Genomic DNA, 13,619 nt, shown 5'->3' on the forward strand with positions numbered 1-13,619 from the left:
TCTGTCTCCCTCGTCTGGAGTACGAGTCTCATCGCGACCGTGCGTGATCGTCGTCGCGACTTCGGTTGCTCGGTGCGGTGAGTACGGCTTCCCGGTTGCAACTCGTCTTATCCGTACGTGAACCCGCAGAGGTCGGGTTCGTAGCCTGCACGGTCGATACCTCCACAAAACGCTACTTAGTTCCACGGCGTGGTGCTGCCTGACTCGCTGTCGACAGTCAGTCACGGTCGCCCGACCGAGCGTACGGCGGCCGACTGGAGCGTTCGGCGATCGACGTCGGTGGAGCGGACAGGCTCAGGTCTGATGCCGTCGGAACAGCGGCGTCGCCGCGCTGCTCTCGCGTTCCTCGGGCGTAGTGTCCTCGAGATCGCTCGCGCTCGCGAGGTAGATCGCGCTGTTGAGGAGGCCGATGTGGCTGAACGCCTGCGGGTAATTTCCGAGGAAGGTTCCGTCCTCGACGTGGATCATCTCCGAGAGGAGACCGAGCGAGGAGGTGTGCTCGAGGAGCTGTTCGAAGATCTCGTTGGCCTCCTCGAGTCGTCCGGAGAGGACGAGTGCGTCGACGAGCCAGCACGAGCAGATGACGAATCCGCCGGGTTCTTTCGGCCGCGCGGGGCTGTCGGCGAACCGGTAGACGAGTCCGTCGTCGGTGGTCAACTCCTCGAGGATCGTATCGATCGTGTTCTGGACGCGCTCGTCGTCGGCCGGCAGGAAATCGTAGATCGGGAGGAGCAGCGCGGTCGCGTCCAGCGCGTCGTCGGCGTCGAAGAACTGGACGAAGCTGCCGCGCTCCTCGTCGTAGCCGCGCTCCTCGATCGCCGTCCGAATCGCCTCGCGTTCGCGCTCCCAGCGTTCGATGGGGCCGTCGCGGTCGTACTCCTCGGCCAGTCGGAGCGCGCGGTCGAGGGCGACCCAGCACAGCAGCTTCGAGTGGACGAAGTGCGCCTCGAGGTCGCGAAACTCCCAGAGGCTCTTGTCCTCTTCGTCCCAGTGCTCGCAGACGTAGCCGGCGAGGGCGCGGATCGACTCCCAGTCGTAGTCCGAGAGCCCGTTCTCGTAGCGGATCGTCTCGTAGATCCCTTGGATGATCGTGCCGTAAATGTCCAGTTGTTCCTGGGTCGCCGCGGCGTTGCCGATTCGGACCGGCGTCGACTCCCGGTAGCCCGAGAGGTGGTCGAGACACTCCTCCTCGAGATCCGACTCGCCGTGGAGTCCGTACAGCGGCTGGATCTCGTCGGGCGTCTCGTGGCCGATCTCCCGGAACCACTCGAAGTAGCGGTGGGCCTCCGTGGACTGGCCCGCGTTCTGGAGCGCCTGAATCGTGAACTTCGCGTCCCGGATCCAGTTGTACCGGTAATCCCAGTTGAGTTCGCCGCCGATCTCCTCGGGGAGCGACGTCGTCGGGGCGGCCACGATCGACCCGGTCTCGTCGTGGATCAGTAGCTTGAGGGTCAGCGCGGACCGAACGAGGGCGTCTCGCCACTCCTCCTCGAACTCGAAGATGTCCGTCGCCGACTCCTCGCAGCCGTCGAGCCACGTCCGCCAGTAGTCGATCGTCCCCTCGAGGAGTCCCTCGTACTCCTCGACGGATCGCTGGTTCGGGTCTCCGTACTGGAGAGAGAGCCACCGCGTCTCGCCCGCCTCGAGCGTCACCGTCGCCGTCGCGACCGAGTCGTCCGGGTCGATCTCGAGGTCGATGTCGCCGTGGAGGGAGAGTTCTCCGGCCTCGTGATCGTGCAGTCGGTCGTCCTCGGGAGCCGGTTCCTGACGCTCGTCCGTCGCCGTATCGTCATCGCCGCTCGCTTCGGTCGCGATGACGTCGCCGCGATCGGTTCGCTCGAGGACGGTCGGCACCCGCGCGTAGCCGAATCGCGGTTCGAAGATAACATCTACCTCGACGGTCCCCGACACGGCCTCGACCTTGCGACAGATGGCCTGCTGTAGCCGTTCGTCGGTCGCGCCGTCGCTAGTTTCGCCGTTCGCTCCCTCGTCGTCCGGATCTCCGTCGCGCACCGCATCGGGTCCCGGCAGGGGCATGAAATCGGTTACCGTCGCGGTTCCCTCGTCGGTCTCGAACGTCGTCTCGAGGACGTTCGTCCGCTCGACGTACTCGTGGCTCGCCTCGTACTCCGTTGCCGGCCGAACGGCAAATCGGCCGCCACCGTCGTCGTCGAGGATCGCCGCGAACACGCTGGGGGATTCGATGTGGGGAACGCAGTACCAGTCGATCGAGCCGTTTCGACCGACCAAGGCACATCGATCGTCGTTACCGATAACACCGTAGTCGTCGATCGGGAGAAATTCATCGTCCATGTGTCAAAGAACCTGTTGAGATTCAATCTGCTACTGGTCGACTCCGTTCGATCGGGCGATACTACTCATTCGACGCGGATCGAGAAAAGAGTAATTCCAGTCAGAATTCACTGTTCAGTATCGAACACTGTTCCGATCGATTCAGCAGCGTCGGTAGCCTGCTCGAATCGCCCCGCCGCGTCACGAGTACGCATGTGGATTCCACTCCCCACCGAGTTCCGTCCGCTTGCTGGTCTCGAACGACCCACTTTCGAAACTCGTGACGCGGCCGGTCTCCTCGCTCAGCGTCAGCGTCGAAATCACGTTTTGTCGCCGCGAGGTATCCAGCGCGCTCATGTGGCGCGATCCCATCCAGTCCTCGTACTCGGCTCCGGCTTGGTCGACGGTCTCGAGTTCGCTCGGCAGGAGATCCGTAAACCGGACCATCTGCTCCTGGACGACCCCGTCGACGCTGACGACGAGCGCTCCGTCTCGGTTCATCGCGATCTCTCGAGCCGTCTCGAAGAAGTTCTGGAGGTCCAGACAGACGTCACGACAGCGGTCCGTCGGCCACCGGTTACGGCCCATCGGATCCGCGAACTCCGCGACCGAGGGACCCGTAACGACCGCGACGTACATTCCGGGCCCCTTGACGTACTGCTCGCCCCAGCGGTCGAAGCTCAGGCTGATCGATTCGAGCGTGTGGGTGAGACAGTCGATCAACTCCTGGACGCCCTCGTGGTCCTCGTAGGCGATCCGGAGGTCGTCGTCCATACCGTTCGTACGTCCCGGGTCCCCGTAATGTCGCTGCCTGAACGGGGGCGGACCGCCGCGGATACCCGACGAACGTCCGCGCGGCGCAGGTCGCCGGCGAGCGAGCGACTTTTGAGCGGGCCGCGCCGATACCGAGACGGATGCTGACGAAGGACCTGCTGCGCGTCTCGCGGGCCGGCGGCGGCTACCACCCCCAGTTCGCCGACCGGGAGCACCGACCGCTGGCCGCCCGCGTTATCGGGACCTATCAGGGCCACGTCGGCGAACCTCGCTCGGCGCTCGAGGACTCGCTCACCGACCTCGAGCGCGACGCCGAGGACTTCAAACTCGTCCGCGGCTTTTCTGCGCTGCTCGAGCGCGAAGCGACGTTCGAGACGCATGCAGTACTCGAACCCGAACGCGCCCGAAAGGCGGCGTTCGAGGCCGCCGAAGCCGTCGGCGTCGTCACCGAAGACGAGCGAGCGATGGCGCTCGTTCGCGCCGGCGAGTCGCTCGGAATCTCGGCGGACGACCTCGAGTCGGCGCTCTATGCCGACCTCGAGGAACGACAGCTTCTGACCGAACTCGATTCGCCGTGGGATCCCGACGGCCTCGTCGCGCAGTACAACCTCTCGTTGGCCCAGACGGCGCTGTTCGATGCGACCGAGATTCGCGTGCGCTCGAGCGATCCGAAGGCACTGATCTCGGCGATCAAACGGCTGCGACTGATGTACGAGATTCGGCGACTCGAAAGCGAGGGGACGAGCGACGGCGACGACGGGTCCGGAACTATCGTCGAACGCGAGGTGATCGTCACCGGACCCACACGGCTCTTCCGAGCGACTCGCCGGTACGGCACCCGTTTCGCGCGACTCCTGCGAACCGTCGCGAAAGCCGACGAGTGGCACCTCGAGGCGACCGTCGACGATCGGAGGACCGAACGTACGCTCGCGCTGTCTCACGAGGATCCCGTTCGCGTCCCCGACGCAGATCCGGTCGCCGAGGTCTCCTTCGACAGCGGCGTCGAGGCCGACTTCGCCGCTCGGTTCTCGAATCTGGGTCTCGAGTGGGACCTCGTACGGGAACCGGCACCGCTCGCGACCGGCACTCGAGTGATGATCCCGGACTTTGCCTTCGACTACGAGCACGGGGATTTCCGCGTCTACTTCGAGATCATGGGCTTCTGGACGCCCGAGTACGTCGCGAAGAAGCTCTCTCAACTCGAGGAACTCGAGGACGTCGAACTGCTCGTGGCGGTCGACGAATCGCTGGGCGTCGGCGAAGAGATCGCTGCTCGGGACTTTCGAGCGATCCCCTACAGCAACACCGTCCGTGTCAAGGACGTCGCCGACGTCCTCCGGGAGTACGAACGTCAACTCGTCGCCGAAAGCGCTGCCGCGCTGCCCGACGAACTGCGGCCCGACGCGGATGTCGTCCCGCTCGAGACCCTCGCTCGGGACCACGGCGTGAGCGAGGACGCGCTCGTCGACGTTTCGACGCCCGAGCACCAGCGAGTCGGCCGGACGCTCGTTCGCCCGGCGGTCCTCGACTCGCTCGCCGCCGATCTCGAGAGCGGAATGGATCTCGCGGAGGCCGAGGACGCGCTCGAGGACGTCGGGATCACCGACTCGAGCGCGCTCCTCTCGGCGCTCGGCTACCGCGTCGAGTGGGAGGGGCTGGCGGGTGGGACGCTGGTCGAACGGTAGCGTGAGCCGGCGTGATGCCGAACAGTTATTCTATCGATAGAGAGTAGTCGGATTTCCCACACCCGCCGATTCCCGCTCGTGAGAGCGGGTGTCGTCCCAACGATATTAGTGGGTAGCCTTAACCTGTTTAGGTGTCAACGTCCGTATGTGCACGACTTGTGAAGGATTCTCGCTCAACCGAACCCATGCATATCCTGCTCGTCGAGGACAATCCCGGCGACGTCCGCCTCATAGAGGAGGCGTTCCGTGAGGCGGACGTCGAAACGACGTTCCATACGGTTCACGACGGCGATGCGGCCCTCGAGTTACTTCGCGAGCGACAGCGATCCGGTTCGACCACCGAACTCGACCTCGCGCTGCTCGATCTGAATCTTCCGCGAATTAGCGGATTCGAGGTCTTAGCGGAGATCAAGAACGACGACGAGCTGACCGCGCCGCCGGTGCTCGTCCTGACGAGTTCGAAGGCCGAAGAGGATATCGCCCGGAGCTACAGACTCTGTGCGAACGCGTATCTCACAAAGCCGAGCAACCCCGACGAGTTCACCAAACTGGGAAAAGCGGTCGAAGCGTTCTGGTTCGAGGAGGCGACACTGCCCCCGGCCCCGGCCTGATCTGGCGATTCCTGGTATCACACGTTCTGACCGTTCGAACTCTCAGTCGGCCCCAGCATTATCCCTGCAGGCGGTGTAGAGACGAGTATGCCCGACGACACGCCCGGCATCCACCACGTCACCGCGATCGCGAGCGATCCGCGAGGGAATTACGAGTTCTACACGGAGACGCTCGGTTTGCGACTCGTCAAGCGGAGCGTCAATCAGGACGACGTCTCGGTCTACCACCTGTTCTACGCGGACCACGAGGGAACGCCGGGGACGAGTATGACCTTCTTCCCCTACACCGATGCCCGACCCGGGCAAGTCGGTTCAGGCCAGGCCAGCGCCGTCTCGTTTCTCGTCCCCACCGGCTCGATCGACTACTGGCGCGACCGACTCGCAGACGCCGACGTCGACCTCGAGGAACCCCGCGAGCGATTCGGCGACACCGTTCTGCCGTTTACCGATCCCGACGGACTTCCCCTGGAGCTGGTCGCTCGCGAGGACGCGCCGTCGGCGAACCTTCCCGAGAGCCCGGTTCCTCACGCCCACGCGATTCGCGGCTTCTTCGGCGTCACGCTTTCCCTGACCAGCGGCGACGCCACCGGCGAGCTTCTGAAAGAGATGGGGTATCGTCAGACCGACCGCGACGGGAGCCGATACCGCTACGAATCCGCTGGTGAACTGGGATACGTCGTCGACGTGCTCGAGGATCCGCAGGCGCCCCGCGGAATCCCTGGCGCGGGAACCGTCCACCACGTCGCGTTCCGAGTCACCAGCGACGATCAACCCGACTGGCGTCGGCTCCTGATGGACCGAGGGCTCCGCCCGACCGAGATCATCGATCGCAAGTGGTTCGAGTCGGTCTACGCCCGCGAACACGGCGGCGTACTCTTCGAGTTCGCGACCGCCGAACCGGGGTACACGGTCGACGAAGAACTCGACGAGTTAGGTGAGCGGCTCGTCCTCACCGAGTGGCTCGAGGACAGACGCGAGGAGATCGAAGCCGGCTTGCCGGCACTGTCCCCCTAATCGGCCGATTTTCGGCCTGTCGACGGCTGAATGTCCGACTCTCGATTTGTCGACAGCTGATCCTCCGACTTCCCGACTTCCGATCGGTCGGAGCTGATCGTCCGGCCGATCGCGTGCTCGTCAGCGCCGGCTCACGACGACTCCATGATCTCGGTCTCCTCCTGTGGAAGCTCCTGTTGCAGCACGAACGGACCGAAGTCCGCGGCCGTCCGCCGGGCGATGGTCGCGATCCGAAGGACGTAGACGAGCAGGACGGCGAAGGGGCTGAACAGGGCCGTCACCGTCGCGCTCACGACCAATACGTAGACGTACGGGTGAAGCCCCATCGCCAGCAGGTTTCCGTAGGAGACGATGACGAACGCGCCGCCCAGCAGCGTCGGAAAGCCGACGTACAGCAGGATCTTCGACAGGTCGGCGAGCTCCTGTTGCATGTACACCGTCTTGAAGTACTGTCGAGCGATGTGGATGTCGCCGAGCAGTTCCTCGAGCCGCTCGAGTTGTCCGTCAGCGGCTTCCGAGAGGTCGTCGCGATGGCCCTCCCGAAGCTGGCGAACGATCTGTAGCTGCCAGGGATCGTTGTAGTGCAAGATGACGGAGATGACGGTGAACGAGCCGAACGTGGCTCCCTCGAGCGTCTCGATCGCGTCCCGATCCCGCGGATCGGTCTGCGAGACGAACGCGTCGACCCGCGACTTGAGATCGTCCGGCCCGTCGTGACAGATGGTCTGCAACCCCCGCGCAGTCCGTCGCTTCGATTCGATCAGGACGCGAAGAAACGACGACGGCTCGGCCGGCGTGGGGCGATAGCCGGTGTGGTCTTCGATCCGTTTTCGGTACTCGCGAGTCTCCTCGAGTCGCTCGAAGAAGGCGCCGGTCGAGCCGAACTCCTCGGAGAGAATGAGCTGGTTGATCGCGAGGACGACGGTGATAAAGGGGAGCATCCCGCCAACGAGCGCCGCGCTGATGGCCGTGATGTCGCCGGCCTCGGCGGGCGTGATCAGCCCGCCACGAATGAGCAACAGCGAGGCGGCGAACACCGCGAGCAGTAGGAGTCCGGAGATGACGCGGCGGTCACCGTAGAGGAACGTCCAGCGGACGAACTCCTCGGCGTTGAGGCGTGCGAAGACGGACGTATCGTCCAGCGAGGCGGACGGCGGATCCGCATCGTCGACGACGTCCTCACCGCCCATCGTGATCACTCGCGGTACGTTGCACGTGTTCTCGATACTACGTAGCCAGCGGCAAAACGACGCTGCCGGCATATCACCGGTTGGTCCGCTACAACTCCCGTTGACGTCCCTTCGGCACCATCGAACGCAGTTCGCCGTGGACGTAGAGGCCGACGCCGAGCGGCTCGAGTTCGCCGGCTATTCGATGGGCTCCGATGAGGTAGCCCCAATCGCCGTCCCACCACTCGAGTTCCTGATCCTCGCCCGTCGCGAACGCGCGCGCCTGCTCGCGGTCCAACTCGATCACGCACTCCGTGGCCTCGCGGCCGAACCGCTGGGCGAAGTCCGTCGTCGGCTTCCAGTGTTCCTGCCGGGTTCGCAGGCAGGTCATCCCGATGGCCTCGATCTCGAGCGGCGTCTCCGCCTCCCCGGCGTAGATCCAGATCTTGCCGGCGCCTTTCTCCCAGAACGTGTAGTCGTCGAACGTCTCCGGCGGAATGGCGAACCGATCCGCGAAGTAGTCGACGACCTCCTCGCGACTGGCTCGGCCCTCGACGGTCCGTTCGTCGGGCGTTTCGGGGAGTCGATCGAATCGCTGGCCGTCGTTCTGCTCGGTCATTCTGCGGTCACCTCCAGTTTCGCGACGAAAAAGCCGCCCGTGTCGTTCTGGTGCGGGTAGATCCTGATCGCTCGCTCGAGACTCTCGTCGAAGGTTTCGTCCTTCCACTCCGTGAGTCCCGGCGAGTGCTCGAGTCCGATATCGAAATCGACGACGCGACAGGATTCCGCCTCGAGGGCGTGCTGAACGACGGCCTCGTTCTCCTCGGGGGCGAAGGTACACGTCGAGTAGACGACCGTGCCGCCCTCGCGGGTGGCCTGGATCGCTCGTCGCAGGATGCCCTTCTGAATGCCCGCGATCGAGGAGATGTGACCCTCCGACCAGTTGTCGAGCGCGTCGGGATTCTTTCGGATCGTCCCCTCGCAGGAACACGGCGCGTCGACCAGCGTTCGATCGAACTCGTCGAATGGAAACCGCTTCAGCGAGTAGTTGCGCGCGTCGTCGACCGTCACGGCCAGATTCGTCGCCCCGAGTCGCTCCGCGTTGAATCGCAGGGCCGAGATCCGACCGAGGTTGTTGTCGTTCGCGACGACGGTCCCGCGGTCGTCCATCAGCGCCGCGATCTGGGTCGCCTTGCCGCCCGGCGCGGCACAGCAGTCCCAGACCCGCTCGCCGGGTTGGGGATCGAGGACGACCGGCGGCACCGCCGACACCTCCTCCTGGCCGTGGGTAAAGCCGTGGAACGAGGTCCACGTCGACCCCGGTGAATCGGTCTCGAGCCGCAACACTCGCGGGTTCCAGTCCGCCTGTTCGTACGCGACGCCGTCCTCGTCTAGGGTCTCGAGCGTTCGCTCGACGGACGCCTTGATGGTGTTAACGCGCACGGCGTTGCCGAGCGGTCGCTCGCAGGCCGCGAGAAACGCCTCGAAATCGTCGACGATGGGTCGATACCGCTCGAATGGCTCCATTAGCCCGGAATTCGGACGCCCCGCGTTTGTGGGTTTCGAAGCGCCCGGAGCCGGTCGAGACGGACGCCCTCGATTTTAAGCCGCCGCCAGCAGTGCACTCACACATGGCACAGATCTGTTTACAGGATTCCGCGGCCGATCTCGAAGAACCGACGCTGATCGAAGGGTTTCCCGGGCTGGGTCTCGTCGGTAAGATCGCGACCGACCACCTCGTCCGCGAACTCGACATGCGCTATTACGCGGGCGTCGACTGCGAGGGACTGCCACGAATCGGCGTCTATCGCGGCGGCGACCGGACGGCTCGCCCGCCGGTACGGATCTACGTCAGCGAAGAGCACGATCTGTTCGCACTCCAGAGCGACGCGCCGATCAGGTCCGAGGCCGTCGGCACCGTCGCCGACTGTGTGACGAAGTGGATCGCCGCTCAGGAGGCGACGCCGATCTATCTCAGCGGACTGCCGTCGGAGCGAGAGGAGCGGCCGGATATCTACGGTATCGCGACCGGCGACGCCGGCGAGACGCTCGAGACCCACGATATTCCGGTCCCGCCCGAAGACGGCGTCATCACCGGGCCGACGGGGGCGCTCATCAACCGCGCCGCACACCGCGATCTCGACAGCGTCGGCCTGGTCGTCGAGTCGAGTCCGCAGTTCCCCGACCCCGAAGCGGCGAGCGTCCTTCTCGAGGAGGGGATCGCGCCGATCGCCGACCTCGAGATCGACGTCCAGGACCTCCTCGACCGCGCCGAAGAGATCACGGAGAAACGCGAGCAGTTCGCCCAGCAGATGCAACAGATCGGACAGGAAGAGAGCTCGCAGGCCCAGCCGCTGCGGATGTACCAGTGACGTCACTCACGTCTTAGGCGATACCGCGAGGACTATCGCTCACCGGACCCGTCGTCGGGGCGTTCGTGTCACTGTTCACGATCGTTTTCCTCGGACAGACGCCCGACGGCTGCTCGCCGATTCGAGGCGGCGTTTGGTTATATAGCGTCGTTCGTCGTTGGTACAGGTATGCACGTTCTGGTTCCGACCGACGGCTCCGAACCCGCGCGAGCGGCGCTCGAACACGCTATCACGACGTTTCCGGACGCCAACGTAACGCTGTTGCACGTGATCGATCCGGCACTAACGATGTACCGCGGCGAAATGTCGTACGACTACCAGCGGCTTATCAAACTCGAGACGGAACGCGCCGAAACGTTCCTCGACGCGGCCCGAGAGTTCGCCGACGAGCGCGACGCGTCGGTGACGACGGAGATCCTCCTCGGGACGCCCGTCCGCAGTATCGTCGAGTTCGCGACGGAGAACGACGTCGACCAGATCGTCCTCGGCAGCCACGGGCGGTCGGGGGTCTCGCGCGTCCTGTTGGGCAGCGTCGCCGAGCGGGTCGTCCGTCGCGCATCGGTTCCCGTGACGGTCGTTCGATGATCGGTCGGTCGTCGCACTCAGTTGACCGTCAACACCGGTATCGACGAGCGCCGAACGACGCGAGCCGTAGTACTCCCCAGTAGACGACCGGTTCCGACGGTTCGGCCGCGCGTCCCCATCGCGACGAGATCGGCCTCGACGTCGGCGGCGTACTCGAGCAACTCTTCGGCGGGGACGCCGCGGCGGACGACGGTCCGAACGTCGAGGTCTCGCTCGCGCGCCGCGTCGGCGACTGCTTCCGTCGCGTTCCGACCACCCTCTTTGAGTAGCCCGACGATACTCCGGGGCGCGTCATCGAAGTCGTACGTCGTGGAATCGACGACGTAGACGACGTCGACGGTCGCGTCGTACGCTTCGGCAAGGTCGAGGGCGGTCTCCGCCGCGCGATCGGCGGCGTCGCTTCCGTCTGTCGGGATCACCAGCCGTTCGTACTGGCCGCCAGTCGAGGCAGGGGCCTCGTCGTCCGTCAGGCGGACCGACAATATGGGAACATCCGCGAGCGTGAGTACGCGCTCGGTGGTACTCCCGAGACGAACGCGGTCGGCCCCGGTTCGGCCGTGGGTACCCATCACGACGATGTCGACGTCGTGCTCGTCGACGTATTCGAGGATCGTTCGGTGGGGAACGCCCTCGTGGACGGCTCTGGAAGCGGTTAGCCCGTCCTGTTCGGCACGATCGGTGACCCGAATCGTCGCCTCGCGTCCTCGTCGCTCGGACGGAGCGTAGAACTCCTCGCGGTCGTCTGAGTCGAGTCCGGGCGGCTCCGCGCCGGTGGGGACGACGTAGAGCGCGTGAACGGCCGCCTCGTACGTCCTCGCGAGATCGATTGCGTGACCGATCGTCGCTTCTGCACCGTCGCTGCCGTCCGTTGGAACGAGCACGTTTGCGAACATACGCGCTCGTTCGACGCGGACACCTATCAAAACCGTTCACACGTTCACCGAACTCGATCGGTTTCGAGCGACGCCGAACTCGTCGTCAGGCGCGCCGAGATGCCGGTGACCGGGCTCGATAGTTCCAGTCGTCGAACTCGATTCAGTGGATCGAGAACGACTGTCGATCCGACGCGTTCGAGGTTTTTTATCGTCCGCGTTGTAGCGACTCGCTATGACAGGGTTACGCTGGGTTCAACTGACGGCGGACGAACGAGACGCGTTTCTGGGCACCGGCGGTGTCGGAGTCATCTCGTTCGGGTCCGACGAAGGCGCGCCGCCCGCTTCCCTCCCCGTATCGTATGGATACTACGCCGACGCCGGGGACTTTTACTTCCGGCTCTCGTTTCCGCCGAACAGTTCGAAGAGCGACGTGATCGACAGGCCGGTATCGTTCGTCGTGTTCGACGAGACCGACGACGGCTGGCGCAGCGTCGTCGCCACCGGTCCGCTCGAGGAGTTGGCTGACGCCCCGGACGAGTCGGCCGCCGTTCAGGGAATGTGGGCGGTTCGAATCCCGACGGTCGACGTGTTCGACCGTCCGCGCGAAGAGATCTCGTTTCGAGACTTCCGGCTCGTTCCGGAGACGCTGACGGGACGAAAGAGCGTCAGCGAGTGAGCGATATTACCGACGATTAGCGTTCGAAACGCGGCGCTACTCCGTCTGCACTTCGATGTCGCCGACCTGCGTCGCCTCGTGGTACGCACAAATGTAGACGACCATCTCCTCCGAGGCGATTACGCCCTCGACGGTCGTCTCCTCCCCCTCGTCGCTCAGGTCTTCGCTCTGATAGTCGTCGACGATGTTGTCGTCCTCGTCTCGGATCTCGAGGTTGTGCGTGACGCCGTCCGCGTTCTCCCACGTGAAGTCGTACTCGTTGCCGTCGATTAGCGTGATCGTCGGGTTCTCCTCGCCGGCGAGGAACCCCGGTTCGACGCCGGTCCAGGCCTGTGTACGTCCCTCGAACCGGAACTCGTCCACGCCTTCCCACTCTCCTGCATCCTCGGTTTCGTCTTCTGGCTGTGCTTCGTCCTCTTCGTCTCCCGGTCCGCCACAACCCGCGAGAGCCGCGATACCGACCGCTCCGCTCAGGCGTATCACTGTGCGACGAAATACTGGTTCGTTCATCATTGAACCGACACCAGATCGGATTATAAACGGCTGTTACCGAGCAAAGCGAATGTCGCGCTCTCGCGACCGTTTCGTCCGGCCCGACACATCGACGCGATCACGCCGTTGGATGCGCGGATACGCTGTCGGACCGACTAGCCCCACATCGAGGTGTTTCCGAGACAGTAGAAAAAGGCCACCCAGCCGATGAAGAGCCCCGAAACGATCACCAGAAAATCCGCCAGTTTCGTTCCGACGACGAAGTCGTACCCGATACCGATCGTCAGTAACACCAGTGAGACGCCGATCAAGACGTGACACCGTCGCTCTGCTACTGGGTCCATACCGCCACCTCCCACGAGGCCGGATAAATACCCACAGCAGTATCGCACTGGTCGTCTATCGATCGCTGGACGGTCGACACCGGTGGTCGACGAGCGGGCTGTGGCTTCTTCCGGTTCGTCGAGTCGGTTCGAGACCAGACGAGCGCCGAAACGACAGCCGATAGCAGCCGAACGGGACGATGCCGGTTCGAGGTCGGGGTTTTATATCGTTGAGCGGCGTGCGATTTTCGACCGCCATGAACTTCGACGAATTCACCGGAGAGGTCCAACACCGTCTCGAGTTACCCGGAACGGGCGAAACTGTTCGAGCGATTCGAGCGACGCTCCTGACGCTGGGGCAACGAATTCCGGAGGGAGCCGCCGAGGATCTCGCGGCCTCACTTCCGATGGAGATCCGCTGGTACATGACCGGCGCCGTCCACGAGCACGGCCAGCGGTTCGACTGGAACGAGTTCGTCTCTCGAGTGAGCGAGATCGAGGGTGCTGACCCGCCGGTCGCGGCCTACCACGCTCGAGTCATCGTCGATCTCGTCCGCACGCTGGTGCCGCCGTCCGACTTCCAGCAACTTCGCGACCAGCTTCCGGAGGACCGTCGCGACGAGAACTGGCAAAAGCTGTTCGAAGTCGTCGACGCCGGCGGCTGGGGTGACGCCGAGGAAGCGCAGACGGGCGGCGGACCACAACCGGAAGGCGGCTGAGAGCGAACTCGGACCAGCTGGGTTCGATCCCG

15 protein-coding genes are annotated in these 13,619 nt (G+C 64.4%); 7 read left to right on the forward strand and 8 right to left on the reverse strand.

All coding sequences use genetic code 11. The features are described from left to right. Window positions 1-294: 294 nt before the first annotated feature. The gene (locus tag BLT08_RS17770) at window positions 295-2,313 is read right to left on the reverse strand and encodes a glycoside hydrolase family 15 protein (RefSeq protein ID WP_090310633.1); all 2,019 of its coding nucleotides are present in this window, start codon (window positions 2,311-2,313) and stop codon (window positions 295-297) included. A 180-nt stretch (window positions 2,314-2,493) separates the two neighbouring features. Then, complete coding sequence (locus tag BLT08_RS17775; protein ID WP_090310635.1) at window positions 2,494-3,066, reverse strand: diadenylate cyclase; 573 nt, start codon at window positions 3,064-3,066, stop codon at window positions 2,494-2,496. Between the two features lie 140 nt (window positions 3,067-3,206). Between BLT08_RS17775 and BLT08_RS17780 the strand changes: the two genes are divergently transcribed. From BLT08_RS17780 to BLT08_RS17790, 3 genes are all read left to right on the forward strand, one after another. After that, the gene (locus BLT08_RS17780; RefSeq protein ID WP_090310636.1) at window positions 3,207-4,751 is read left to right on the forward strand and encodes a DUF790 family protein; all 1,545 of its coding nucleotides are present in this window, start codon (window positions 3,207-3,209) and stop codon (window positions 4,749-4,751) included. Between the two features lie 185 nt (window positions 4,752-4,936). Continuing rightward, the gene (locus BLT08_RS17785; RefSeq protein ID WP_090310638.1) at window positions 4,937-5,362 is read left to right on the forward strand and encodes a response regulator; all 426 of its coding nucleotides are present in this window, start codon (window positions 4,937-4,939) and stop codon (window positions 5,360-5,362) included. 87 nt (window positions 5,363-5,449) lie between these two features. Continuing rightward, window positions 5,450-6,376 carry a ring-cleaving dioxygenase gene (locus tag BLT08_RS17790; protein WP_090310640.1) on the forward strand — a complete coding sequence of 309 codons (927 nt, stop codon included), beginning with the start codon at window positions 5,450-5,452 and terminating at the stop codon, window positions 6,374-6,376. Window positions 6,377-6,507: 131 nt separating this feature from the next. Here BLT08_RS17790 and BLT08_RS17795 read toward each other — a convergent pair whose 3' ends face one another. The 3 genes from BLT08_RS17795 to BLT08_RS17805 all read right to left on the reverse strand — a co-directional run bounded on the left by BLT08_RS17795 (window position 6,508) and on the right by BLT08_RS17805 (window position 9,072). Then, complete coding sequence (locus BLT08_RS17795) at window positions 6,508-7,566, reverse strand: DUF7972 family membrane protein (protein WP_090310641.1); 1,059 nt, start codon at window positions 7,564-7,566, stop codon at window positions 6,508-6,510. Window positions 7,567-7,654: 88 nt separating this feature from the next. After that, window positions 7,655-8,164: a DUF7122 family protein gene (locus BLT08_RS17800; RefSeq protein WP_090310643.1), complete on the reverse strand. Its 510-nt coding sequence runs from the start codon at window positions 8,162-8,164 to the stop codon at window positions 7,655-7,657. Further along, window positions 8,161-9,072 (reverse strand): RsmB/NOP family class I SAM-dependent RNA methyltransferase, encoded by a 912-nt coding sequence (locus tag BLT08_RS17805; RefSeq protein ID WP_090310645.1) that lies wholly within the window; start codon window positions 9,070-9,072, stop codon window positions 8,161-8,163. The genes BLT08_RS17800 and BLT08_RS17805 overlap by 4 nt, the downstream gene beginning before the upstream one ends. 104 nt (window positions 9,073-9,176) lie before the next feature. Here BLT08_RS17805 and BLT08_RS17810 point away from each other — a divergent pair, with 104 nt between their 5' ends. Together BLT08_RS17810 and BLT08_RS17815 are read left to right on the forward strand one after the other, a co-directional pair. After that, the gene (locus BLT08_RS17810; RefSeq protein ID WP_090310646.1) at window positions 9,177-9,917 is read left to right on the forward strand and encodes a proteasome assembly chaperone family protein; all 741 of its coding nucleotides are present in this window, start codon (window positions 9,177-9,179) and stop codon (window positions 9,915-9,917) included. Window positions 9,918-10,085: 168 nt separating this feature from the next. Beyond that, the gene (locus BLT08_RS17815) at window positions 10,086-10,502 is read left to right on the forward strand and encodes a universal stress protein (protein ID WP_090310648.1); all 417 of its coding nucleotides are present in this window, start codon (window positions 10,086-10,088) and stop codon (window positions 10,500-10,502) included. Window positions 10,503-10,519: 17 nt separating this feature from the next. Here BLT08_RS17815 and BLT08_RS17820 read toward each other — a convergent pair whose 3' ends face one another. Beyond that, complete coding sequence (locus tag BLT08_RS17820) at window positions 10,520-11,395, reverse strand: universal stress protein (RefSeq protein WP_175529372.1); 876 nt, start codon at window positions 11,393-11,395, stop codon at window positions 10,520-10,522. A 214-nt stretch (window positions 11,396-11,609) separates the two neighbouring features. On the opposite strand from BLT08_RS17820, the gene BLT08_RS17825 reads away from it, so the two are divergent. Then, on the forward strand, window positions 11,610-12,053 hold the full coding sequence (locus BLT08_RS17825; RefSeq protein ID WP_090310650.1) for a pyridoxamine 5'-phosphate oxidase family protein: 444 nt from the start codon (window positions 11,610-11,612) through the stop codon (window positions 12,051-12,053). A 36-nt stretch (window positions 12,054-12,089) separates the two neighbouring features. Here BLT08_RS17825 and BLT08_RS17830 read toward each other — a convergent pair whose 3' ends face one another. Together BLT08_RS17830 and BLT08_RS17835 are read right to left on the reverse strand one after the other, a co-directional pair. After that, window positions 12,090-12,566, reverse strand: a complete 477-nt coding sequence (locus tag BLT08_RS17830) for a cupredoxin domain-containing protein (RefSeq protein WP_090310652.1) — start codon at window positions 12,564-12,566, stop codon at window positions 12,090-12,092. A gap of 134 nt (window positions 12,567-12,700) precedes the next feature. Then, the gene (locus tag BLT08_RS17835; protein ID WP_090310654.1) at window positions 12,701-12,889 is read right to left on the reverse strand and encodes a hypothetical protein; all 189 of its coding nucleotides are present in this window, start codon (window positions 12,887-12,889) and stop codon (window positions 12,701-12,703) included. A gap of 236 nt (window positions 12,890-13,125) precedes the next feature. On the opposite strand from BLT08_RS17835, the gene BLT08_RS17845 reads away from it, so the two are divergent. Next, complete coding sequence (locus tag BLT08_RS17845; RefSeq protein WP_090310658.1) at window positions 13,126-13,587, forward strand: DUF2267 domain-containing protein; 462 nt, start codon at window positions 13,126-13,128, stop codon at window positions 13,585-13,587. The last annotated feature ends 32 nt before the right edge of the window (window positions 13,588-13,619 follow it).

The sequence above is a fragment of the Natronorubrum texcoconense genome (genome assembly GCF_900100335.1).
Classification (GTDB): domain Archaea; phylum Halobacteriota; class Halobacteria; order Halobacteriales; family Natrialbaceae; genus Natronorubrum; species Natronorubrum texcoconense.